At 63.7% G+C, this 21,224-nt stretch carries 20 protein-coding genes; 10 read left to right on the top strand and 10 right to left on the bottom strand.

Annotated elements, in window-relative coordinates; all coding sequences use genetic code 11:
* Positions 1 to 81: 81 nt before the first annotated feature.
* Entirely contained in the window at positions 82 to 303 is a 222-nt protein-coding gene (locus AUR04nite_RS11175; protein ID WP_141365014.1) for an acyl-CoA carboxylase subunit epsilon, read from the bottom strand.
* A 46-nt stretch (positions 304 to 349) separates the two neighbouring features.
* The gene (locus AUR04nite_RS11170; RefSeq protein WP_141365012.1) at positions 350 to 1,960 is read right to left on the bottom strand and encodes an acyl-CoA carboxylase subunit beta; all 1,611 of its coding nucleotides are present in this window, start codon (positions 1,958 to 1,960) and stop codon (positions 350 to 352) included.
* 195 nt (positions 1,961 to 2,155) lie between these two features.
* Between AUR04nite_RS11170 and AUR04nite_RS11165 the strand changes: the two genes are divergently transcribed.
* The 7 genes from AUR04nite_RS11165 to AUR04nite_RS11135 all read left to right on the top strand — a co-directional run bounded on the left by AUR04nite_RS11165 (position 2,156) and on the right by AUR04nite_RS11135 (position 9,818).
* Complete coding sequence (locus AUR04nite_RS11165) at positions 2,156 to 3,013, top strand: SDR family oxidoreductase (protein ID WP_141365010.1); 858 nt, start codon at positions 2,156 to 2,158, stop codon at positions 3,011 to 3,013.
* 40 nt (positions 3,014 to 3,053) lie between these two features.
* On the top strand, positions 3,054 to 3,920 hold the full coding sequence (locus AUR04nite_RS11160) for a biotin--[acetyl-CoA-carboxylase] ligase (protein WP_141365008.1): 867 nt from the start codon (positions 3,054 to 3,056) through the stop codon (positions 3,918 to 3,920).
* Positions 3,921 to 4,009: 89 nt separating this feature from the next.
* Positions 4,010 to 4,558, top strand: coding sequence for a hypothetical protein (locus AUR04nite_RS11155; RefSeq protein WP_218024677.1), 549 nt, complete (start codon positions 4,010 to 4,012; stop codon positions 4,556 to 4,558).
* Complete coding sequence (locus AUR04nite_RS11150) at positions 4,555 to 5,766, top strand: adenylate/guanylate cyclase domain-containing protein (RefSeq protein WP_174787874.1); 1,212 nt, start codon at positions 4,555 to 4,557, stop codon at positions 5,764 to 5,766. The genes AUR04nite_RS11155 and AUR04nite_RS11150 overlap by 4 nt, the downstream gene beginning before the upstream one ends.
* Positions 5,766 to 6,695: a PP2C family protein-serine/threonine phosphatase gene (locus tag AUR04nite_RS11145; RefSeq protein ID WP_141365004.1), complete on the top strand. Its 930-nt coding sequence runs from the start codon at positions 5,766 to 5,768 to the stop codon at positions 6,693 to 6,695. Before AUR04nite_RS11150 ends, AUR04nite_RS11145 begins: the two co-directional genes overlap by 1 nt.
* 40 nt (positions 6,696 to 6,735) lie before the next feature.
* Entirely contained in the window at positions 6,736 to 9,009 is a 2,274-nt protein-coding gene (ligA, locus tag AUR04nite_RS11140; RefSeq protein WP_246055501.1) for an NAD-dependent DNA ligase LigA, read from the top strand.
* A 2-nt stretch (positions 9,010 to 9,011) separates the two neighbouring features.
* Positions 9,012 to 9,818 carry an inositol monophosphatase family protein gene (locus AUR04nite_RS11135; protein ID WP_141365000.1) on the top strand — a complete coding sequence of 269 codons (807 nt, stop codon included), beginning with the start codon at positions 9,012 to 9,014 and terminating at the stop codon, positions 9,816 to 9,818.
* Here the strand turns inward: AUR04nite_RS11135 and AUR04nite_RS11130 are convergent.
* On the bottom strand, positions 9,815 to 10,390 hold the full coding sequence (locus AUR04nite_RS11130; RefSeq protein ID WP_141364998.1) for a hypothetical protein: 576 nt from the start codon (positions 10,388 to 10,390) through the stop codon (positions 9,815 to 9,817). The two genes, AUR04nite_RS11135 and AUR04nite_RS11130, sit on opposite strands and share 4 nt — an antisense overlap.
* Before the next feature lie 249 nt (positions 10,391 to 10,639).
* Between AUR04nite_RS11130 and AUR04nite_RS11125 the strand changes: the two genes are divergently transcribed.
* A complete protein-coding gene (locus tag AUR04nite_RS11125) occupies positions 10,640 to 11,101 on the top strand; it encodes a hypothetical protein (RefSeq protein WP_141364996.1) in 462 nt (153 codons plus the stop codon).
* A 34-nt stretch (positions 11,102 to 11,135) separates the two neighbouring features.
* Here AUR04nite_RS11125 and AUR04nite_RS11120 read toward each other — a convergent pair whose 3' ends face one another.
* The 7 genes from AUR04nite_RS11120 to AUR04nite_RS11090 form a co-directional block, all read right to left on the bottom strand.
* Positions 11,136 to 11,576, bottom strand: coding sequence for an SRPBCC family protein (locus tag AUR04nite_RS11120; protein ID WP_141364994.1), 441 nt, complete (start codon positions 11,574 to 11,576; stop codon positions 11,136 to 11,138).
* A gap of 9 nt (positions 11,577 to 11,585) precedes the next feature.
* Positions 11,586 to 12,392, bottom strand: coding sequence for a glucosamine-6-phosphate deaminase (locus tag AUR04nite_RS11115; protein ID WP_141364992.1), 807 nt, complete (start codon positions 12,390 to 12,392; stop codon positions 11,586 to 11,588).
* Positions 12,393 to 12,508: 116 nt separating this feature from the next.
* On the bottom strand, positions 12,509 to 13,924 hold the full coding sequence (locus tag AUR04nite_RS11110; protein WP_141364990.1) for a glycoside hydrolase family 3 protein: 1,416 nt from the start codon (positions 13,922 to 13,924) through the stop codon (positions 12,509 to 12,511).
* Positions 13,925 to 13,927: 3 nt separating this feature from the next.
* The gene (locus tag AUR04nite_RS11105; protein ID WP_141364988.1) at positions 13,928 to 14,764 is read right to left on the bottom strand and encodes a carbohydrate ABC transporter permease; all 837 of its coding nucleotides are present in this window, start codon (positions 14,762 to 14,764) and stop codon (positions 13,928 to 13,930) included.
* Positions 14,764 to 15,714 carry a carbohydrate ABC transporter permease gene (locus AUR04nite_RS11100; RefSeq protein ID WP_141364986.1) on the bottom strand — a complete coding sequence of 317 codons (951 nt, stop codon included), beginning with the start codon at positions 15,712 to 15,714 and terminating at the stop codon, positions 14,764 to 14,766. The genes AUR04nite_RS11105 and AUR04nite_RS11100 overlap by 1 nt, the downstream gene beginning before the upstream one ends.
* A gap of 105 nt (positions 15,715 to 15,819) precedes the next feature.
* The gene (locus tag AUR04nite_RS11095) at positions 15,820 to 17,187 is read right to left on the bottom strand and encodes an extracellular solute-binding protein (RefSeq protein ID WP_246055500.1); all 1,368 of its coding nucleotides are present in this window, start codon (positions 17,185 to 17,187) and stop codon (positions 15,820 to 15,822) included.
* A gap of 80 nt (positions 17,188 to 17,267) precedes the next feature.
* Positions 17,268 to 18,419, bottom strand: coding sequence for an ROK family transcriptional regulator (locus AUR04nite_RS11090; RefSeq protein ID WP_141364983.1), 1,152 nt, complete (start codon positions 18,417 to 18,419; stop codon positions 17,268 to 17,270).
* Between the two features lie 254 nt (positions 18,420 to 18,673).
* Here AUR04nite_RS11090 and AUR04nite_RS11085 point away from each other — a divergent pair, with 254 nt between their 5' ends.
* Positions 18,674 to 19,207: a GNAT family N-acetyltransferase gene (locus AUR04nite_RS11085; RefSeq protein ID WP_141364981.1), complete on the top strand. Its 534-nt coding sequence runs from the start codon at positions 18,674 to 18,676 to the stop codon at positions 19,205 to 19,207.
* 47 nt (positions 19,208 to 19,254) lie between these two features.
* The gene (locus AUR04nite_RS11080) at positions 19,255 to 21,165 is read left to right on the top strand and encodes a penicillin-binding transpeptidase domain-containing protein (RefSeq protein ID WP_141364979.1); all 1,911 of its coding nucleotides are present in this window, start codon (positions 19,255 to 19,257) and stop codon (positions 21,163 to 21,165) included.
* The last annotated feature ends 59 nt before the right edge of the window (positions 21,166 to 21,224 follow it).

Raw genomic sequence — 21,224 nt, 5'->3', positions numbered from 1 at the left:
CTAGCGCTTGGCAAAAAACTGGCCGGTGCGTCCACTTCATTTCGAAGTGGGCGCACCGGCCAGTTTCTAGAACTCGGCGGCCTAGCGGCGTCCCAAATTCCACGACAGGCGCGGGGTGGTCAGCGCACGGCGGCGGCGCAGCAGCGTCATCCGCTTCGGCGGCGCTGCCTGCTCCTGCTCATTGCTGCGGGCATTGCCCATGGCAGTCAGCAGCGCTGTCACTGCCGCCAGTTCCTCGGCGGTTGGATTGCCTTTGGTGATGCAGATCTGCGCCGCATCGGTGGATGCTGCTAGCTGATCCATGGCGGTACTCCTTGAACGTGGATGGAAAGAATGACGGGAACCGCGCTTACAGCGGAATGTTGCCGTGCTTCTTTGGAGGCAGCGTCGCGTGCTTGTCGCGCAGGGCGCGCAGGCCTCGCACCAGCTGAAGGCGGGTGTCGCTCGGGGCGATGACCGCGTCGACGTAGCCGAGCTCCGCCGCCTGGTACGGGTTGAGCAGTTCTGCCTCGTAGTCCTCGATGATCTGCTTGCGGCGTGCTTCGACGTCGCCGCCCTCAGCCTCGATGGCTGCCAGGTCGCGGCGGTAGAGGATGTTCACTGCGCCCTGTGCGCCCATCACGCCGATCTGCGCGGTAGGCCAGGCAAGGTTCAGGTCGGCGCCGAGCTTCTTGGAGCCCATCACAATGTAGGCTCCGCCGTAGGCCTTGCGGGTGATGACAGTCAGCTTCGGCACGGTGGCCTCGGCGTAGGCGTAGAGCAGCTTGGCGCCGCGGCGGATGATGCCCTGGAACTCCTGGTCCTTGCCCGGTAGGAAGCCCGGCACGTCGACCAGGGTCACGATCGGGATGTTGAAGGCGTCGCAGTTGCGTACAAAGCGTGCGGCCTTCTCCGAGGCGGCGATGTCTAGGGTGCCGGCGAACTGCATCGGCTGGTTGGCGACGATGCCCACGGTGCGGCCTTCGATGCGGGCGTAGCCGATCAGCACGTTCGGTGCGTACAGCGCCTGCAATTCGAAGAAGTGCTCGTCATCCACGATGGATTCGATGACTGCGCGCATGTCATAGGGCTGGTTGGCAGAATCCGGGATCAGGGTGTCGAGTTCCAGATCCTCATCGGTGATCTCCAGCTCTTCGTCGAACTCCGCGGTCAGCGCGTCGGTCAGGTTGGAGGAAGGAAGGAAATCGAGCAGGTCCTTGCAGAACTCCACCGCGTCTTCCTCGTCGGCGGCCAAGTAGGTGGCGGTGCCGGTGTTGGTGTTGTGCTGGCGTGCGCCGCCCAGGGTTTCCATGTCGATTTCTTCGCCGGTGACGGTCTTGATGACATCCGGGCCGGTGATGAACATGTGGCTGGTCTTGTCGACCATGATCACGTAGTCGGTCAGCGCAGGGGAGTAGGCGGCGCCGCCGGCGCTCGGGCCCATGATCAGGGAGATCTGCGGGACGACGCCCGAGGCATGGACGTTGTTGCGGAAGATATCGGCGAACATGGCCAGGGATGCCACGCCCTCCTGGATGCGGGCGCCGCCGCCGTCGAGAATGCCCACCACTGGGCAGCCGTTGCGCAGGGCGAACTCCTGGACCTTGACGATCTTCTCGCCGTTGACCTGGGAGAGTGAGCCGCCGTAGACGGTGAAATCCTGGGAGTAGACGGCGACGAGGCGTCCGTCCACGGTGCCGTAGCCGGAGACCAGGCCGTCGCCGATCGGCTTCTTCTTTTCCATGCCGAAGGCGGAGGAGCGGTGCACGGCCAGGGCGTCGAATTCCACGAACGAGCCTTCGTCCATGAGCATGTCGATGCGTTCGCGGGCGGTGTGCTTGCCGCGGGCATGCTGCTTCTCAATCGCTGCTTGGCCGCTGGGCGCTTCGGAGAGCTTCTGGCGGCGGCGGAACTCAGCCAGCTTGCCGGCGGTGGTGGACAGGTCGATCTGCTGCTCTGCCTCGGTGCGGCCCTGCGTCATGCCTTCGACTCCCTTGGATAGTTGTCTATGTGTAGGAATGACACAAGAAAAATGCCATCCAAGCCAGTCTAACTGGGAAAACAGCTAGTCCGTTTGTAGAAACCATACAAAATGCGTCTTTTTTGAGGGTGACGCACGCCAGAATAAGTTACTTACGAGTAGCTTAGTTGACCGGCTTCTAGTAATCTGAGTCACATGACTTCTGAATTGCGCAACCACATCGCCCCGGACGCATCGCGTCTGGCCGGACGCACCATCCTCATGAGCGGCGGCAGCCGCGGCATCGGCCTGGCCATCGCCACGGCAGCGGGCAAAGCAGGCGCCAATGTCGTGCTGCTGTCCAAGACTGACACCCCGCATCCAACCCTCGAAGGAACCATCCACACCGCGGTGGACCAGATCATCGCCGCCGGCGGCCAGGCGGCGGCAGTGGTGGGCGATGTGCGCGAAGACGTCGACGTGCAGCGCGCCGTCGACAGCGCGGTGGAAGCCTTCGGAGGCATCGACATCGTGGTGAACAACGCCTCGGCCATCAACCTGGCCAAGACCGACGCGCTGGACATGAAGCGCTATGACCTGATGCAGGACATCAACGTGCGCGGAACCTTCCTGCTCTCCAAGACTGCGCTGCCGCACCTGCGCAAGTCCGAGCATGCCCACATCCTGACCCTGTCGCCGCCGCTGAACCTGGATCCCAAATGGGCCGGAATGCACCTTGGCTACACCATGGCCAAGTACGGCATGTCCATGACCACCCTGGGCCTGGCCGAAGAGCTGAAGGACGAAGGCATCGGCGTGAATTCCCTGTGGCCCGAAACCCTGATCGACACCGCCGCCATCCGCAACTTGCCAGGGGGCATGAAGATGATCCAGGGAGCGCGCAGCGCGGACATCGTCGCCGACGCCGCCATGGCAATCCTCTCCAGCGCACCGCAGAAGCTCAGCGGCAACTTCTTCACCGATGGCCAGGTGCTTGAACAGGCCGGCGTGCAGGACCTTGGAAAGTACTCGATCAACCCGCAGATTCCGCTGGTGGAAGACATCTTCCTTTAAAGGAGCGGTGCCGGGCATCGGGGTGTCATAGGCTGGAAGCATGAATGCGCAGAACACCGATGCCCGTGCGGCACTGAAGCCTGAAGAATTCACGGCGCTGGCCGCCGAGTTGGGGCTTGGGAGGATCATCATCCGCGAGACCTCCGATTCCACCAACACCGAGCTGGCGAATCTTGCGCAGAGCGGCGAAGCCGCAGACCGCAGCGTGTATTTCACCGAATTCCAGCAGCATGGCAAGGGGCGCCTGGGCCGCACCTGGCAGACTCCTGCGGGTTCCGCGCTCACCGTCAGCGTGCTGGCGCTGCCGGGAACATCTATGCCCACCGAGTCGCTGTCCTGGTACACCATGCTTGCGGCCCTGGCCTGGTGCAAGGCGGTGCGCGAGCAGACCGACGTGGCGGCCCGCATCAAGTGGCCCAATGACGTGCTGGCGGGGGACAAGAAGATCTGCGGCATCCTCGCCCAGCTGGTCGCCACCCCCACCGGCTTCGGCGTGGTCGTGGGCACCGGCATGAACGTGGACCAGGACCGCAGCGAAATTCCTGTCGACACCGCCACCTCCCTGAAGCTCGCCCATGGCTCCTCGGTGTCGCGCAGCGCCCTGCTGGCCGACTACCTGCGGGCATTTACCGCCCTCGATCACGCTTTCCGCGAAGTGTCGGGCGACGCCGCCGCAGGGCTGAAAGGCTTCGGCGGTAAGCCGCTGAGCGAACTGGTCAGCGATGAACTTGCCACGTTGAATGTGGATGTCCGCGTTGAATTCCCAGATGGGAACCAGCTTGAGGGTGTAGCAATGACCTTGGAAGCCGACGGCGCGCTGCTGGTGCGCGACGCCCAGGGGACCACCCACCGGGTGCTGGCCGGCGACGTACACCACGTACGGCGCGCCGACGGCAAGTACGCCTAATATATTGGCGGCTTTGGCACCGGGACTAGTATTAGTTAAGACTGGATATTTATTGGCATAGCAGGGCAGGAGGGGCGAGGAAGTCGACGATGAAGGTCCCGCTGCATGAAAAAGAGCGCGTAATCATCTCCACGCGCGAACATTCCCGGGTGTTGTTTCAGCCTCTGACCGCCTTCTTGCTGCTGACCGTTTTGTGCACCTTTGTCCTTGGCTACCTTTCCCGAAACGACCTGTCCTCCTGGCTGTCGCAGAACGCCGGGCTGTGGCAGGTGGTGACGCTGGTGCTCTACGGGGTGCTGGTCCTGATCTGGTGCGTCGCGCCGTGGGTCCGCTGGCTGCGCAGCCGAATTGTGCTGACCACCGAACGCATCTTCTTCCGCTCTTCGCTGAATCCCGGCAAGCTGCAGTCCGTGGGGCTGTTCACGATCAGGGACCTGATCGCCTATACGAAGAAGCAGAACTCGATGACCCGGGCTGGAACGCTGGACATCGTTTTGAGCCACGGCTACGTGCGCCTGGCCCATATCCCGTCGGTTCCCTACTTTAGAACGCTGGCCATCGAATCGATGGCGAACCTGCGCAACGCACGAATTCCGGCGCAAGCCGAGGCATCCAACAGTGAAGGCATGGGGCAATGAGCACCGAGCACAATAATTCGACGCGAGCAGACTCACCGCAGTCTGCCTCTGCCGCTGCCCACCAAGCCCGCGAACATGCGCCAGCACCCAGTGCGGCGGAAGCCGCGGATCCGATCCGCGAGCTGGCCCAGGCCATGGAATCTCCGCTGAAGATCCCTGCCCACACTCCTGACGAAATCAGGGACACCGTCGCAGCACTGGAGCGCCGGCTTATCGGCGGCCAGCGCGAATTCCGCCGACGCGAGGTCGCCGCCCAGGCAGGCGTGTCGCTGCACTCCGCCCGCAAGCTCTGGCGCGCCATGGGCTTCCCGGAGCTGAGCGACGACGAAGTATTCTTCACCCAGCGCGACGAGGAAGCGCTGGCCACCATGGTGGGCATGGTGCGCGATGGCAAGCTCACCGAGGAAACTGCCATCTCGCTGATGCGCTCGGTGGGCCAGATGACCGACCGCATGGTGGTCTGGCAGATCGAAGCGCTGGTGGAAGACATGATCGCGAACCAGAACATGTCCGACCGCCAGGCCCGCCGCAAGCTCTTCGACATGCTGCCCGACCTGATCCCGCAGATCGAAGACCTGCTGGTCTACTCCTGGCGCCGCCAGTTGAACTCGGCGGTGCACCGCATGGCGCTGCGCGCGGAGGCAGGCGTCGCCGCCTACACCCACGGCAGCGGAGGCGACGGGGACACCCCGCTGCCGCTGGCCCGCGCGGTGGGCTTCGCCGACCTGGTCTCCTATACCTCCCTGTCCCGCAGGATGAACGAGCGCACCCTGGCCCAGATGGTGCAGCGCTTTGAATCCAAGAGCGCGGAGATCATCTCCGTGGGCGGCGGCCGCCTGGTCAAGACTATCGGCGACGAAGTGCTCTATGTGGCGGAGACCCCCCAGGCAGGTGCGCAGATCGCGCTTTCGCTCTCCCGGGAGTTCGAGGCCGACGAGATGCTGCCGCAGACCCGAGGTGCGGTAGTGTGGGGCCGTCTGCTGTCCCGACTAGGCGATATTTATGGACCAACCGTCAACATGGCGGCCCGCCTGACCTCGCTGGCGCAGCCGGGCACGGTATTGACCGATGCGGTGACCGCCAATACGCTGAAGAACGATACTCGGTTCGTGCTGACCGCCCAAGAGATCACCGCAGTGCGAGGTTTCGGAGACATTCAGCCATTTGAACTCTCAGCAGGCGTTGGCGCGGGATTGGTGATTGATTGATGAATGCATCGGTGCAGCCGGTCCCTTTCGAGCTTGCGGCGGCCGGGTATACGGACGTCGGGCTCAAGCGCGCCGACAACCAGGACCGGATCCTGATGAGCAAGATCATCTTCGCCGTGGCCGACGGCATGGGCGGGCACGAAGCCGGCGAGGTGGCCAGCCAGCTTGCGGTGGAGACTATGGAAGAAATGTGCACCTTCGCCAACAAGACTTCGGTGCGCAAGCTTCCTGCAGTCCCTGACGTGCAGCGCCAGGTGCAGCTGGCCGACGACCGCATCCGCGAGGCCCTGGAAGCCCGCGGCGGCACCACCCTGTGCGCGCTGGTGATGATCAAGGCCACCAGCAAGGGGCGCGATGCGGTCACCGCCCCGGTGGCGATTCCGCCGTGGACCCAGAACTTCAGCCTGGAACGCAATACCGACGTGATCGCCAAGATCACCCCCGAAATGCTCCAGGCTCACCGCGACCTGAAAGCGGCCACCGCCCAACTGCCGGTGGTGGAAGAAGTCCCGAGCCTGGCACTGGTCAACGTGGGGGACTCGCGCGGCTACCGGCTGCGCGACGGGGCGCTGCAGCAGCTGACCCGCGACCACTCGGCGGTGCAGGAAATGGTCGACGCCGGCCAGATCACCGAGCTGGAAGCGCGCAACCACCCGCACCGCAACCTGATCACCCGTGCGCTGGGGGCCGGCGCTGAAAGCCAGCCGGACATCACCGTGCTGCAGCCGCGCATCTCCGACCGCTACCTGCTGTGCTCGGACGGGCTGAGCGGGGAACTGACCGAAGAAGTCATCGAGAGCATCCTGGTCACCTACAAGGACCGCGACCAGGCCGCCCAGGTGCTGACCTCCGCGGCCCTGGAAGCCGGCGGCAGGGACAATATCGCGGTGATCGTCATCGACGTGCTGGAACCTGACACCAGCGAATAAAACAGGGGAACTGTAGGGTGCGTGGGGCACAATTGGATACGTGAGTGAAAATCCTGTAACGCCAGTTGAAACGACGAATGCCCCGCCAGCGCAGGCCCGTGAACGCTACGAGGTGCTGGTAGAGCAGATCCGCGCTCAGCGCGAGGCCTACTACCAGCAGGATGCACCGCTGGTTTCCGACGCCGAATATGATGCGCTGTTCCTGGAGCTCGAACAGCTGGAAGCCGCCTACCCGATCCTGGCAGGCCAGGACTCGCCCACTCAGGAGGTCGGCGGAGAAGTCTCCTCGGCCTTCTCGCCGGTCACCCATGCCAGCCGCATGTACTCGCTGGAAGACGTGTTCTCCCTTGAAGAACTGGAAGCCTGGCTGACCCGCGCCGAAACCAACGCCACCCGGCTGCAGCCGAACACGCCGGTGCGCTGGCTGTGCGAAGTCAAGATCGACGGCCTGGCCCTGAACCTCACCTACCGGGACGGCAAGCTGGTGCGCGCCGCCACCCGAGGCGACGGCACCACCGGCGAGGATGTCACCCACAACGCGCTGACCATCGCTGACATCCCGCAGCAGCTGGAAGGCTCCGGCTGGCCCGCGGAATTCGAGGTCCGCGGCGAGGTATTCATCGCCACCCAAGACTTCAACGCCTACAACGAGCAGCTGATTGAGCAGGGCAAGGCCCCGCTGGCCAACCCGCGCAACGCCGCCGCCGGCTCGCTGCGCCAGAAGGACCCGGCGCAGACCGCCAAACGCCCGCTGCGCATGTTCGTCCACGGCCTGGGCCGCAGCCACGACTTCGATCTGACCGAGCAGTCGCAGGCCTACGAGATCATGCGCGCCTGGGGCCTGCCGGTCTCTCCCTATGGCAAGGTGGTCGGCTCGCTGGGCGAGGTCATGGACTTCATCAAGGAGAACGGCGAAAAGCGCCACGAACTAATCCACGACATCGACGGCATTGTCATCAAGGTTGACGACCTGGCCACCCAGGAGCAGCTGGGCTACACCTCGCGCGTACCGCGCTGGGCCGTGGCCTACAAGTACCCGCCAGAAGAAGTCCACACCAAGCTGCTGGACATCCAGGTGCAGGTGGGGCGCACAGGACGCGTGACTCCCTTCGGCATCATGGAGCCGGTCTTCGTCGCCGGCTCCACCGTCGCCCGCGCCACCCTGCACAACCAGGAAGTGGTCAAGGCCAAGAACGTGCTGATCGGGGACACGGTGATCCTGCGCAAAGCGGGAGACGTGATCCCGGAGATCGTCGGCCCGGTGCTGGCCTTGCGCGAAGGCAATGACGAACTGCGTGAATTCGTGATGCCAACCAACTGCCCTTCCTGCGGCCAGCCGCTGGCCCCGGCCAAGGAAGGCGACGTGGACATCCGCTGCCTGAACGCCGAGTCCTGCCCGGTGCAGCTGACCGAACGCGTCGCGTACCTGGGCGGCCGCAGCGCCCTGGACATCGAGGCTTTGGGCTATGAGGCGGCCGCGGCGCTGACCAGCGGCCCAGGCGAAGACCCCGCAACCCAGGGCGGCCAGATCCTGCCGGCAGGATCGGGCCCGCTGCACAATGAAGCAGAGCTCTTCGGCCTGAAGGACAAGCTGGAGGAGCTGGCCGAGGTCAAGGTCTGGCGCGAAAAGCGCTCCAAGGGCGAAGGCACCGGCAAGTTCGAGCTGGTCCCGTACTTCTTCACCAAGGCCACCGCCAAGAAGCCTTCGGTGCCTACCAAGAGCACCGAAAAGCTGTTCGCCGAGCTGGAAAAGGCCAAGGACAACCCGCTATGGCGTGTGCTGGTGGCGCTGTCCATCCGCCACGTCGGCCCCAATGCCTCGCGGGCCATCGCCACCCGCTACGGCTCCATGCAGGCGCTGCTGGAAGTGATCGACGCGGGCAATGCAGTGGAAGAACTCAGCCACATCGATTCCGTCGGCTCGATCATCGCCGAGGCGCTGGTGGACTGGTTCCAGGTGGACTGGCACCGCCAGATTGTCACCAGCTGGCAGGAAGCGGGGGTGAAGATGGTCGACGAGCAGGATGTCAATACCCCCAAGAACCTCGAAGGCCTGGCCATCGTGGTCACCGGAACCCTTGAAAACTACTCACGCGACACCGCCAAGGAAGCCATCATCGTCCGCGGCGGCAAGGCCACCGGCAGCGTATCGAAGAAGACCGATTTCCTGGTCGCCGGAGAAGCCGCCGGATCCAAGCTGGACAAGGCCCATTCCCTGGGCGTGCCGGTGCTGAACGAGGCAGGCTTCGAAGTGCTGCTGGGGCAGGGCCCGGAAGCGGCCCGCGAGGTCGCACTGGAAGCAGAAGGAGAATGAGCATGGACCGCACAGTAGCCCACGACCCGCTGGTGCTTCTTGCCCGGAAGGCGGCAGCCGCCGGTGCCGAGGTGCTTTCGCGCCGCGACGAATCAAAGTTCAACACGGATGAAAAGTCTGCGGCGGGGGATTGGGTCACCGACTTCGACCGCGCCGCCGAAGAAGCGATCCGCCGCACCATCCAGACCACGCGCCCCAACGACGAGCTGACCGGCGAAGAGTATCCCAGCGCCAAGCCGGTGCACCCCAGCGGCCTGCGCTGGAGCATCGATCCGCTGGATGGCACCACGAATTTCGTGCGCAACATCGCCTACTACTGCTCATCGGTGGGAGTCTGCGAGAAGCAGGCCGATGGCAGCGAAGTGTGGGTGGCAGGCGCCGTGGTGGCCCCCGCCTTGGGCGTAGAGTACTTTGCCGGGCGCGGCCTGGGAGCTTTCAAGCGCGACATCCGCACCGATTCGCTGGTGCAGCTGACGGGCCCGAAGCCCAGCGATTCCAAGATCCTGGCCACCGGCTTCGGCTACGATCCGAAGCGCCGCGAATTCCAGGCATCGGTGCTGCAGCAGCTGCTGGGTGAGTACGTCAACGTGCGCCGGCTGGGGTCTGCTGCGCTGGACCTGTGCCTGGTGGCTGAGGGATCCTTGGACGCCTATGTTGAATTCGGTACCCAGGAATACGACTGGGCCGCTGGCGCGCTGATCGCGGAGGAAGCAGGAACCCCGGTGGGCCGCCCCGTCGGCTACCCGGGCTGGCAGTACGCCGGCCTGGTAGACCCTTCCGTCCTGCCGCTGCCCGATGAGGATGCCTAGGACAGCCCGCCGGCAATAGCCATCGAGCCGTAGTAGACCAAGACAGCAACGAACACGCCGCCGCAGACCTGCGAAGCGGTGTGTTCGTTGCTTTTAATGCGTGCCCATGACAGCAGCGCGATGAAGCAGATGATCAGCGGGTACAGCTCCGGGATGGCGTCGCCGAACTGGAGCGCCACGAAAGTCCCGACGGCCAGATGTACTGACACTTTCCACCAGATATTGATCAGCGCCACCACTGCCAGACCCAGCAGGATGGAGCCGACTTCGCTGTAAATCGCACCGCCGGAATTCATGAGGCGAAGGACCAGCAGGCCGGCGATGATTGATCCGGCAGTGACAGCGTAGAGCCAGTGGCGCTGCTGCCGCTGGGTCACGTGCAGGTCGCTGACCACGCCTCGGAGCCTGGCCGAGAGCAGCATACCCCACGGAATGATCGTGGTGAACAGCGCGGCAACTGCGGCCTGCGACCACGACACCGAGGCATTGCGCAGGGGAGAGGTGACAATGTAGAAGGTTGCCACCACCACGGGAGTCAAAATATGGGAGGCGGCCACAGCCGCCTGGAACACGAGATTGCTAGATGGCCGAGTTTCATTGCGCAGCATATTCAGTGGAAGACCTTTTCGTGGGGGCGAATGGTCACTACCCTACCGTTTGGCTTGGCAAGGCATCAGCCAGTGATTGACTGACGCGTCGGCTGTCCGGGGTGGCAGCGAGGTCCAGACCGAAAGTTTTTGTTATCTGCTTGTGTCCCGATCCCCAGAGACTTCCGGGGATGGCATCGATAGGCTTTGGCAAAGCCAATAGGGAGGGCACACATGTACCGGATCGCCAGTTTTGTTGCCCGCATCAGCATGATTCTCGCAGTTCTGGTGGCGGTGGCCACTGCAGGCTACTTGCTGTCGACCAGCCTGGTAGGCACGCCAAAGGCTGTCGCGTGCGAATACCAATCGCCGAACTTTGCCCAGAATGGAATCCAGATGGGCAAGGAAGTAGTCATCGAAGCAGGACCGGTTGACTGCCTTGATCCTGCCAGCGTCCCGGGCACCGTGGACATCACCTTGAAAGTCGAAAACTCGAAATTCAACCAGCTGCTGGAGACCAGCGCGCCGATGAATTCCGACGGATCGTATCAAGCTGTGCTGCCTTTGGATCCGCGCACTAGCGGCAACGCTGCAACCATTACCGTCGCGACCACCACCTCGGTGCCCAACTGCAAACCCGAGGATGCGTCCAACTGCGCAATGAGCCGTCACCTGCTCAGTGCCGTTGTTGACTAGGAAATCCGCTGTCGGCTAGGAGATGCTCTGTTGCCTAGGAGACGAGGAACTCGTTGCGGGTGCGGATCAGCTTCGGCATATACCAGCCAAGCACCAGGCGTTCGGCGATCCAGCCCAGCGGACCCAGCGGGGCCTCGAAATGGATCCTGTCCACCATGATGGTCTCGCCCCGCGCGGCGATGAATTCGTGCTCGTGGCGGAAGAACTTGAAAGGCCCGCGCTGCTGCTGGTCGGTAAAAGAGCGCGGCGCATCAAGCGCAGTGATTTTGGAGGTCATGGTGAACGGGATGCCGAAGTGCCGTGCCCGCCAGGTGACCTGCTCTCCCAGTGTGATGCCGCCGGCGGTGACCCCGCCGATGGCCTTCTCACCCGAATGCGCCATGGAAGCGGTGTGGGCGTCAATGCTCAATGACTTCTCAAAGAGCTGCTCGACGCTCATCGCGGTCCGGGTAACGCACTCAAAATACACTGCCATGAGGCGAGACTAGCCGACGACCAGATTTTCGTCGGTAATTCCTGCGGCGGCATCATCGTAGTACTCGCGCTGGGCCAGCTTGGACGCTGCAGCCTCGTCAAGCACCACCACTGCATCGCGGTGCAGCTGCAGCACCGAGCCCGGGCAGGATGCCGACAGAGCGCCTTCCACCGCGGCGGCAATGGCATCCGCCTTGCCCGCGCCGGTGGCCACCAGCACCAGGCGACCAGCTTCGAGGATGGTTCCCAAGCCCTGGGTGACGCAGTGGGTGGGGACATGCTCGATGCCGTCGAAGAAGCGGGCATTGTCCTGGCGGGTCTTGGAAGCCAAGCGCTTGATGCGGGTGCGGCTGGTCAGGGCGCTGCCCGGCTCATTGAAACCCAGATGGCCGTTGGCGCCGATGCCCAGGATCTGCACCTGGATGCCGCCGGCGGCCTTGATCGCCGCATCGTAGGCGTCGGCCGACGCCTGGACCTCTGCCACGGTGGACCCGGTTCCCTTGGGCACGTTCAGCCCGGAGACCGGCAGGCCGATGACATTGCAGACCTCGTTGACCAGGGTCTGGCGGTAGGACTGTTCGTGGGTGTCGGGGATACCGATGTATTCATCCAGGGCGAAGCCCAGGGTGCTGGAGAAGTCGGCGCGGCCCTGAGCCGCGGCCACTGCCAGCTCGCGGTACAGCCCCAGCGGGGAGGAGCCGGTGGCCAGGCCCAGCACCTGCTGGGCGCCGTTGCCGTGTTCAGCCAGTCCGGCCAGGACATTGTCGGCGGCGATTCGTGCAACTTCTTCGGGGCTGGAGCCAATGAGTACGCGCATGAGTTTCCAATCTTCAAGAGTGTTTGCGCCGCGGGATGCGGCGGCGAGTCGAAGGCAACGTCATCGTTGGCGCTATTGCCATTTATTATTTCAGCGCAGGTCCGTCCGCGGCATCTTTATGCCGTGGGCACCTGCAACATTTCAAGCACCGTGCGCGCAAGCACCGGGGAGGCCCCGTAGGTGGTGATGTCCGCGCCGTCAGCAGGCCAGCCGAAGTTGCACACCAGCACCTGCTGGCCGCTGCGGCGAAGGCGCGCGGCCAGTTCGTGCACCGCATGCTCCTCGTCCACTGCCCGGGCCGCCAGCAGGACCTTTGCCCGCGGATCGACCTGGTCTGCAGGCACCGTGTCGGCGACGCTGGCAAAGCCCCAGGGCACGCGCCCCACTGCCATATTGCTGTCGGTGTCCACCTGGACCAGCTGCACCGGAGCGCTCGATGCGCTCCAGGCTTCCAGCGCTTCGGAAGTTTCGAAGGCGCGGGCCCAATCGCCCACCGCCAGCTGAACCGGTTCGCAGGCCTCGTCGCCAAGGCGGTAGTGCACGGCCAGCGCGGTGGTGCGTTCGGCCGCGTCGCGCAGCCGCTCAATGTCCAGGGTTCCCTCATGCACCGCATGGATGATCGCGGCGATGACCAGTTCGTAGTCATCACGGGTCATGTCGGTGCCCAGACACAGCAGGTCGGCTCCCGCGCGCAGGGCGCGCACGGCGGCCACCGGGATGCCGGTTTCAGCGCTGGCTCCGGCCATGTCCAGTGCGTCGGTGACGATGACGCCCTCGAAGCCGAGCTCGCCGCGCAGCAAGTCGCCGAGGATCGCGCTGGAGAAGGTGGCGGGGTTTTCAGGATCCAGGGCGGGGACCATGATGTGGCTGGTCATGATCGCGGCGATGCCGGTCTGGATGGCCGCGGTGAAGGGGGCTAGCTCCCGCTCGGCCAGGGTGAAGGGGTCCACCGCCACCACCGGAAGGGCCAGGTGCGAATCGGTGGAGGTGTCTCCGTGGCCGGGGAAGTGCTTGGCGCAGGCGGCGACCATTTCACCCTGCAGGCCCACGGTGAAGGCGGCGGTGTGCATGGCGACCTTGTGCGGGCTGATACCGAAGGAGCGCACGCCGATCACCGGGTTCTTGGCATTGGTGTTCACGTCGGCATCCGGCGCCAGATTCAGGTTGAAGCCGAAGGAGCGCATTTCCCGCGCGATGGCGCGGGCGCTGGCCCGGGTCAGCTGCGGGTCATCCAGCCGCCCGAGCACCGCATTGCCCGGCTGGTTGGAGCCGTCGCGGTAGTGCAGTCGGGTGACGTCCCCGCCTTCCTCGTCCAGGGCCAGGATGGCTTCGGGGGATGCTTCGCGCACCTGGGCCATGAGGGCTGCCAGCTGCTGGTTGTCGTGGATGTTGCCGCCGTAGATGCACAGCGAGCCGAGTCCTGCGCGTAGTTCTTCGGCCACCCAGTCAGGCAGGGTGGTGCCGATGAAGCCGGGCATCAGCACGCGGCGGGCCAGGGTGCGCACGGCGGCGTCGTTGGCAGTTGTATCCATAAATTATCCCTTCACGGCGCCGCCGACCAGGCCGGAGGACATCCGGGACTGGACCAGCAGGAAGAAAATGATGACAGGTACTGCGACCAGGGTGGAGGCGGCCATGACCATGCCCCAGTCGGTTTCGCGGGTGGCGGAGGCTTGGATGAAGGAGCGCAGCCACAGCGGCAGGGTCTTGGACTGCTCTTCGGTCATGACTACCAAGGCCACGGTGAACTCGTTCCAGGCCTGCAGGAAGGCGTACACTCCGGAGGCCACCAGGCCCGGGGCCAGCAGCGGGAAGGTGATGCGCAGGAAGGCCTGGGTGCGGGAGAGCCCGTCCACCATGGCAGCCTCTTCCAGTTCCACCGGGACGCCGGCGACGAAGCCGCGCAGCATCCAGATGGTGAAGGGCACCACGGCCGCGGCATAGAGCACCGTCAGGCCGATGACCGAGTTGAGCATGTTCAGCGAGGAGAACATCTTGTACTGGGCGATGAACATGCCTTCGGCGGGCAGCATCTGGATCAGCAGCAGCGCCAGGATGAATGACTTGCGTCCGCGGAAGCGGAAGCGGCTGATGGCCAGCGCGCCGAGGAATGCCACCACCAGGCAGACCAGCACGGTGGCCAGGGTGACTGTCAGCGAGACGCCCAGGGCGCGCACGAATCCGCCGTCGGCCAGCACCGCCTTGAAGTTGTCGAAGGATCCGCCCAGCGGGAGGAAATGCGGGGTGGTGGACTGCAGGGTGGTGTTCGGCAGCAGGGAGGAGTTCAGCATCCAGTACACCGGGAAGGCCCAGATCACCGCCGCTGCCAGTGCCAGGATTCCTGCGGAGTATGTGGCGAGCTTGGTGCGCATCAGTTCTCTTCCTTCATCAGGGAGCGGACGTAGTACCAGCTGATGGCGACGGTGATCAGCAGCATCAGCACCGACACGGCACTGGCGACGCCGAAGGATCCCGATCCCACGCCGGCCTGGTAGATGTAGGTGCCCAACAGGTGGGTTTCATTGGCGACGCCTCCGGCGTCCTGCAGGAGCTTGATCTGGGTGAAGACCCGCAGGTCCCAGATCAGCTGCAGCAGCATCACGATGGAGAGCACCGGAGCGATCACCGGCAGGATGATCAGTCGGGTGCGCTGCCAGCCGGTGGCCCCGTCCATGGCTGCGGCTTCCAGCATCTCCTCGGAGATCTGGGTCAGGCCGGCGTAGATGCTCAGCGCGACGAAGGGCACCGAAGCCCAGACGACGATGACCAGTGCGGTGATGAAGAAGGTCACCGGGTCGGCCAGCCAGTTGTGCCCCTGCGCATCCACGCCGAGCTTCACCAGCAGCCAGTTCAGCAGGCCGCGGCGCCAGTCAACCAGCCAGACCCAGACGGTCATCGAGGCGACCACCGGCATGGCCCAGGCCAGCAGCAGGGCGATCTGCAGGATCAGCCGGATGGACTTGTGCACCTGCTTCATCAGCAAGGCCAGCAGGAAGCCGAAGATGACGGTGAATCCGGCGGCGAGCAGGCAGAACAGCAGCGAGCGGCCCAGCACCACCCAGAAGTTCGAGTCGCTCAGCAGCTGGATGTAGTTGTCAAAGCCTACGAATTCCGGCGGCTGGCCGAACTGCTGCTTCAGGCCGAATTCCTGGAAGCTGGTCACCAGCTGCCAGCCCACCGGATAGCCCAGGGCAAGGACGAGCAGCACGATGGTGGGCAGGATCAGCAGCCAGGCGCGCGACCGGGGGCGTTGGGGCGCCGCATCCGGTGCCGGCTGCGCCCGGTCCTTCGCCTTCTTCGGCGCGGAGAGCTGGGAGGTCATGACGGGGTTCCTTGCTGGGTGTCAGTGCAGGGGTGCTGGGCGGCGGCGCCAGTGGTGGCCGAAGCGCTGTGCGCTTCGACCACCGTTGGCGCTGCCTGCTGGGAACTACTTCAGGTTCAGCATCGGGGTGATCTTGGCGTCGTATTCCGCCGCCAAGGCCTTCAGATCCGTTGCCGATTCAATCTTGCCGAAGAATTCTTCCAGGACCTGGTTGGTCTCAACTGCAGCCCAGCCCGGTGCGGCAGGGGTCAGCTTGGAGTTCTTCATGGCCGCGATGGCGGTGGTGGCGAACTGGTCGTCACCCAGCGAGGAGGAGTACTTCAGGTTGCCCGGGCCAAGGCCTGCCTTGCCCAGCATGTTCTGGTATTCCTCGGAGAAGATGATGCGCAGCAGTTCCTTGGACAGTTCCGGGTTTTGGCTCTTGGCGGAGATGCCGATGTTCGAGCCGCCTGCCAGCACTGGGGCCGGCTGGCCGTCGTTGCCCGGCAGGGCGAAGATGCCGAAGGTGTCGTCGTTCCAGACGCGGGTGTCCTTGCCGTCGACCTTCTTCATGTCGCCGATGGACCAGCGGGCCCAGTTCGGAGCCATGATGGTGGCAGCGGACAGCGAAGTCTTGCCGGTTGGCTTGCCCGCCTCGTCCAGGATCTGGTCGGCGTCGTTGATGTAGAGCCACGGGGTGACGTCCTTGGCATCCGAAGGGGCCTTGGAAGCGTCCTTGTAGATGGCCTGCAGCTGCTCAAGGCCCTTGAGGGTGTTCTCATCGGAGAGGGTGGAGACCCACTGGTCGCCGTCTTTCTTGGCCAGGTCGCCGCCGTTGGCGTAGATCCAGGAGACGCCGTTGCGCCAGTCCTGGCCGCCGAGGAAGAAGCCGGAGAAGTTCTTGATTTCGCGCGGGTTCTTCTCGGTGATGGTCTTCACTGCGGAGTTGAAGTCATCAAGGGTCTTCGGCGCTTCGACGCCTGCTTCCTTCCACAGGTCCTTGCGGAAGAACATGTAGCGGGAGCCCGCATAGTAGGGGAGGGTGAACTTGGCCCCGTCAACGCTGCCTGCCTCCACGAAGGAAGGGATCAGGTCCGCGCCGCCGAGCTCGTCGAACATGTCGCTCAGGTCAAGGAAAGCGCCGATGTTGGTGAAGGTCGGTGACTGGGTGTTGCCCATTTCCACAACGTCGGGGGTGTTGTTGGCATCCGGCAGCGCGGTGGTCATCTTCGTGATCAGATCGCCCCAGCCCTGTTCCTCGATCTTCAAGGTGGCGCCGGTCTTCTCCTTGAAGGTGTCCTTCAGGTAGGTGCGCAGCTCGTCAGGGGTGTCGCCGCCGGCCAGCCACAGGGTGATGGACTTGCTGGCGTTGGCTTCCTTGTCCATGGCGGTGGGAGAAGTCTGTGCAGGGGCAGTCGAGCCACCGCCGCAGGCGGTCAAGGCAACGGAGGCGGCCACCGTGGCGGCCAGAGACAGCATTGTCTTCTTCTTCACGTCGAAGGTTCCTTTCGGGAATGGTGTTGCGAGTGAATCTAACTAGGTTCTGAATGAAACAAAGGAAGGTGGTTGATTGCTTAGGCCACCCCCAGCTCGTTGAACAGCACATTCACGGCTGCACCGCGCAGCACGATGTCATCCGGGTTTTCGGACAGCTGGACCGTGAAATTCGGGCGTTGTGACGCATTGGTGCGTGCGGTGATGGTTTCCTGCAGCGCCGCGAGCAGCTGGTCGTCGACGAAGCGCGCAGGACCGGCGATGACCAGGTCTTGGATGTCCAGCACCGAGACAATGGGTGCCAACACGATGCCCAGGCGCTCGGCGGCCTGCTGCATGATCTTCGCGCGGTGTTCTTCCGGGGAGATGCCCTCGGGCCGCTGGGCCAGGGCCCGGCGGATGGAGGGGATGGAAACCCAGGATTCCAAGCATCCGTGCTTGCCGCAGATGCACAACGGGCCCTGGTCGGTGCCCACGATGACGTGGCCCAGTTCGCCGGAGGCGGCATTGGCGCCGCGCACCCGCACGCCGTTGACCAGGGTTCCGCAGCCCACGCCGCGGCCGAGCTTGACCAGCATCATGTGGGCGCTGCCGTTGCCGAAGGTGTGCTCGCCCATGACGGCGCCGTCGGCGTCGTTGAGCACATGGGTGGGAAGGCTGAAGCGTTCATGGATTTCGCGGTGCAGGTCCACATTGGTCCAGCCGAAGTTCGGCGCGGTGAGGATCAGCCCGTCGTTGTTGACGATGCCGGGGGTGCCCACGCCGATACCGATGATGCGTTCGGTGGCTGCGGCAATTGCCTGCCCGGTCAGGTCGATGACCTGGGCGGTGGCGGCTTCGCCTTTTTCGTCGTTGGTTTCAAGTTCCACGCGGGTGAGCACGTTGCCGTCCAGGTCCATCACCGCGGCGCGCATGACCGCAGAGTCTGCCAGGTCGACGCCGATGATCTGCAGGCCCTTGCGGTTGATGTCCACCAGGATGCTCGGCTTGCCGGGGCGACTGGCATTGGAGGTGCCCAGCTCGATCACATGTCCGCGGGACATCAATTCGGTGACCAGATCTGAAATGGTCACGCGGGTCAGCCCGCTGGCGCGGGACAGGTCCGCCCGGCTCATGGGCCCCTGGGCGTAGAGGTGCTGCAGCACGAGGGCGAGGTTGTGTTCGCGGCCGTGGGATGGCAGGGAAGCGGTTCGCCGGGTCATGCTTCTGCGGGTGCCCGAGGTGGAAGTCATGACTGTTAGTTAACTTTACTAACAAACATTTGGCAAGTGCTGTTTCCGCCAAATGCGCAGGCCGTGGAGCTACCATAGGAAGCCGGAAAATTGGGTAAAGATTTGATAAATGGAATCTGACTAGGAATCTAATCTGTTCCTTGGGTCACTGAAAGCCTAGGTGCGCTCGGCTGTAACGATTTGGAAGCCCCATCTTCAGCAGCGCGGAAACAGGATCGTTCGCCGGCCGGGGAAGGTGGCAAAATTAAGAAACTATGTCTCTGAATGAACACTTCCGAATCACCGATGGTGCGCTGCGCATCGAACTGGCCAGCGAAGCTGACTACGAGCGCGTAGGCGACATCACCGTCGACGCCTACCTGCATGCGGGCCACTTTGACGACCCGGAACACGAATACCTGCAATTTGTGCGCAAGGTCGATGCGCGGGCCCAAGAAGCCGAAGTGTATGTAGCGCGCCGCGACGGGCGGGCCATTGCCTCAATGACGCTGGTGACCTTCGGCAACGGCTACGCGGACATCGCCTTGGAGGGCGAGCTGGAGATCCGGATGCTCAGTGTGGATCCATCGGTGCAGCGTTCGGGAGCCGGACGCGCCATGGTGCAGGCTGCTATCGACAGGGCACGCCGCGAACCCGGAGTCCACACCGTCTCGCTGACGACGGGGCAGGACTGGACAGCGGCTCGGGCCCTGTATGAATCCATGGGATTCGTGCGCAGGGAAGAGCGCGACTGGTATGTGCCCAATACCGATATTCTGCTCATCGTCTACACCCTTGAACTCGATTAATCGTCATGTCATTGCCGGTTCTTGAAGCCGGCCAATAGAATGGCGCCATGAGAGCACTTCGTCGCAAAGTCATCGCCCTATCCATTGCATCTCTCGTCGCAGGCTCGCTCAGCGCCTGCAGCTCGGCACCAGCAGATCCTACGGGATCTGCCGATGCCTTGGTGGCGGCCCTGAACTCAGGCGACTTTTCGGCGGTGAGCTTTACCGACACCGACGCCGCGGTGGCCGCAGAAAATGTGAAGACCGCATTCGGCAAGCTTGACGGGATCGCCCGCAAGAGCTCCCTGGGGTCGGTGGCTGTCGACGAGCAGGAACAAAATGGTGTCAAAACAGCTACCGCCACCATCGATACGGTGATGGATGTCGATGACACGGACCAGGATTTCAAGTACCAGACCAAGGCCGTGTGGGAATACGACGACCAGGGAAAAACCTGGCAGCTGCGTTTCAGCCCGGCAATCCTCGCGCCGAATTTGGCTGAGGGAGATTTCCTCGCCGCCAGCTTTGTACCGGCAGCGCGGGGAAACATCACCGACGGGGATGGCAAGAACATTGTTGCCGATCGTCCGGTAGTGAACGTCGGCATCGACAAGACCCGCGCCTCCAAAGAGGAATGGAAGTCCTCGGCCAAGGCGTTGGCAAAGCTCGTGGAAATCGACCCTGACGCCTACGTAGCCAAGGTCGAGGCTGCCGGAGACAAGGCCTGGGTGCAGGCAATCGTGCTGCGCGATGACTCCACCCGCAAAGCCACCGACGAACAGATCGCAAAGATTCCCGGAGCGGTAGCCCAAAAGGACGAGATTCCGCTGGCTCCAAGCCGCAATTTTGCCAGGCCGCTGCTGGGCTCGGTGGGGGAGGCCACCGCCGAAGTCATTGAAAAGTCGCAGGGCAAGATCCGTGCGGGGGACCAAGTAGGGCTTTCGGGCCTGCAGGCCGCCTACAACGACACGCTGTCCGGTGAGGACGGGGTGAGCATCGCCCGGTACAACGCCGACAAGGAATCCCAGGAAGAACTGTTTACCAGCAAGCCAACCGACGGCAAAGACGTGCAGCTGACACTGGACCAGAAACTGCAGCAGTCGGCAGACGACCTCTTGGAAGATGCCAAGTCGAACTCTGCCATCGTCGTCATCCGGCCTTCGGACGGTGCAGTGCTCGCGGCATCCTCCGGACCGGTGTCCTCTGGGCTGAATACCGCGCTTCAAGGCAAATATGCGCCGGGCTCATCGTTTAAGGTCATCAGCGCCCTGGCCATGATCCGCAATGGGGACAACGCAAATACCAAGGTGCAGTGCCCTGCCACCACGACCATCGATGGGCGCACCTTCAGCAACTACGACGGCTACCCAACCAGCGCACTGGGAACCATCCCGCTGTCCGAGGCCATCGCGCAATCCTGCAACACCGTGTTCCTGAACCAGGGAGCAGAGATCGGTGGAAAGAAGCTGGCCGAAGCTGCGGCCGCACTAGGCCTTACTGGTGAAGACGGCACCGGCGCCGGCGCGCAGCTCGGTTCGGTTCCTACGGATTCCACCGGCACGGAACAGGCTGCAAATATGATCGGCCAAGGCGTCGTGCAGGCATCTCCTCTGGGGATGGCAACCGTTGCCGCCTCGGTCCAAGCCCAGCACACCGTGTCTCCGAAGCTCGTGTTGAGCCCCGAACCCAAGGCACCGGCCGCCCCGGCATCGAAGCTGACCAAGGAGGAGGCAACCGAGCTGGCAAGCATGATGGCCCAAGTGATCGACCACGGAACCCTGAAAGACCTGAAGGGGACAGGAGAGGGCAAGATCATCGGCAAGAGCGGCACCGCGGAATATGACAGCGAACGCAATGCCCACGCCTGGGCCATCGCCGCGCAGGGCGACATTGCGATTGCGGCCTTTGTCGAAGACGGTAATGGCGGAGCGCAAACTGCAGGGCCGCTGGTCAAGTCGATGCTCAAAGCTGCAAACTAGCCAGCCTTCCAGGTAGCAAAACGGCGGCCGGCAACAGACAATATCTGTTGCCGGCCGCC

It is taken from the genome of Glutamicibacter uratoxydans (genome assembly GCF_006539925.1).
In the GTDB taxonomy this organism is placed as follows: domain Bacteria; phylum Actinomycetota; class Actinomycetes; order Actinomycetales; family Micrococcaceae; genus Glutamicibacter; species Glutamicibacter uratoxydans.
Note: the sequence above shows the minus strand (reverse complement) of the source record. Positions and strands in the feature narration are given on the sequence as shown.

Excerpts from the sequence above, each read along its gene's own strand:
- AUR04nite_RS11080 (WP_141364979.1), top strand. The coding sequence starts at position 19,255 with ATGAGAGCACTTCGTCGCAAAGTCATCGCCCTATCCATTGCATCTCTC.
- AUR04nite_RS11125 (WP_141364996.1), top strand. The coding sequence starts at position 10,640 with ATGTACCGGATCGCCAGTTTTGTTGCCCGCATCAGCATGATTCTCGCA.
- AUR04nite_RS11160 (WP_141365008.1), top strand. The coding sequence starts at position 3,054 with ATGAATGCGCAGAACACCGATGCCCGTGCGGCACTGAAGCCTGAAGAA.
- AUR04nite_RS11170 (WP_141365012.1), bottom strand. The coding sequence starts at position 1,960 with ATGACGCAGGGCCGCACCGAGGCAGAGCAGCAGATCGACCTGTCCACC.
- AUR04nite_RS11165 (WP_141365010.1), top strand. The coding sequence starts at position 2,156 with ATGACTTCTGAATTGCGCAACCACATCGCCCCGGACGCATCGCGTCTG.
- AUR04nite_RS11175 (WP_141365014.1), bottom strand. The coding sequence starts at position 303 with ATGGATCAGCTAGCAGCATCCACCGATGCGGCGCAGATCTGCATCACC.
- AUR04nite_RS11120 (WP_141364994.1), bottom strand. The coding sequence starts at position 11,576 with ATGGCAGTGTATTTTGAGTGCGTTACCCGGACCGCGATGAGCGTCGAG.
- AUR04nite_RS11110 (WP_141364990.1), bottom strand. The coding sequence starts at position 13,924 with ATGGATACAACTGCCAACGACGCCGCCGTGCGCACCCTGGCCCGCCGC.
- AUR04nite_RS11145 (WP_141365004.1), top strand. The coding sequence starts at position 5,766 with ATGAATGCATCGGTGCAGCCGGTCCCTTTCGAGCTTGCGGCGGCCGGG.
- AUR04nite_RS11155 (WP_218024677.1), top strand. The coding sequence starts at position 4,010 with ATGAAGGTCCCGCTGCATGAAAAAGAGCGCGTAATCATCTCCACGCGC.
- AUR04nite_RS11090 (WP_141364983.1), bottom strand. The coding sequence starts at position 18,419 with ATGACTTCCACCTCGGGCACCCGCAGAAGCATGACCCGGCGAACCGCT.
- AUR04nite_RS11105 (WP_141364988.1), bottom strand. The coding sequence starts at position 14,764 with ATGCGCACCAAGCTCGCCACATACTCCGCAGGAATCCTGGCACTGGCA.
- AUR04nite_RS11115 (WP_141364992.1), bottom strand. The coding sequence starts at position 12,392 with ATGCGCGTACTCATTGGCTCCAGCCCCGAAGAAGTTGCACGAATCGCC.
- AUR04nite_RS11135 (WP_141365000.1), top strand. The coding sequence starts at position 9,012 with ATGGACCGCACAGTAGCCCACGACCCGCTGGTGCTTCTTGCCCGGAAG.
- AUR04nite_RS11150 (WP_174787874.1), top strand. The coding sequence starts at position 4,555 with ATGAGCACCGAGCACAATAATTCGACGCGAGCAGACTCACCGCAGTCT.
- AUR04nite_RS11100 (WP_141364986.1), bottom strand. The coding sequence starts at position 15,714 with ATGACCTCCCAGCTCTCCGCGCCGAAGAAGGCGAAGGACCGGGCGCAG.
- AUR04nite_RS11085 (WP_141364981.1), top strand. The coding sequence starts at position 18,674 with ATGTCTCTGAATGAACACTTCCGAATCACCGATGGTGCGCTGCGCATC.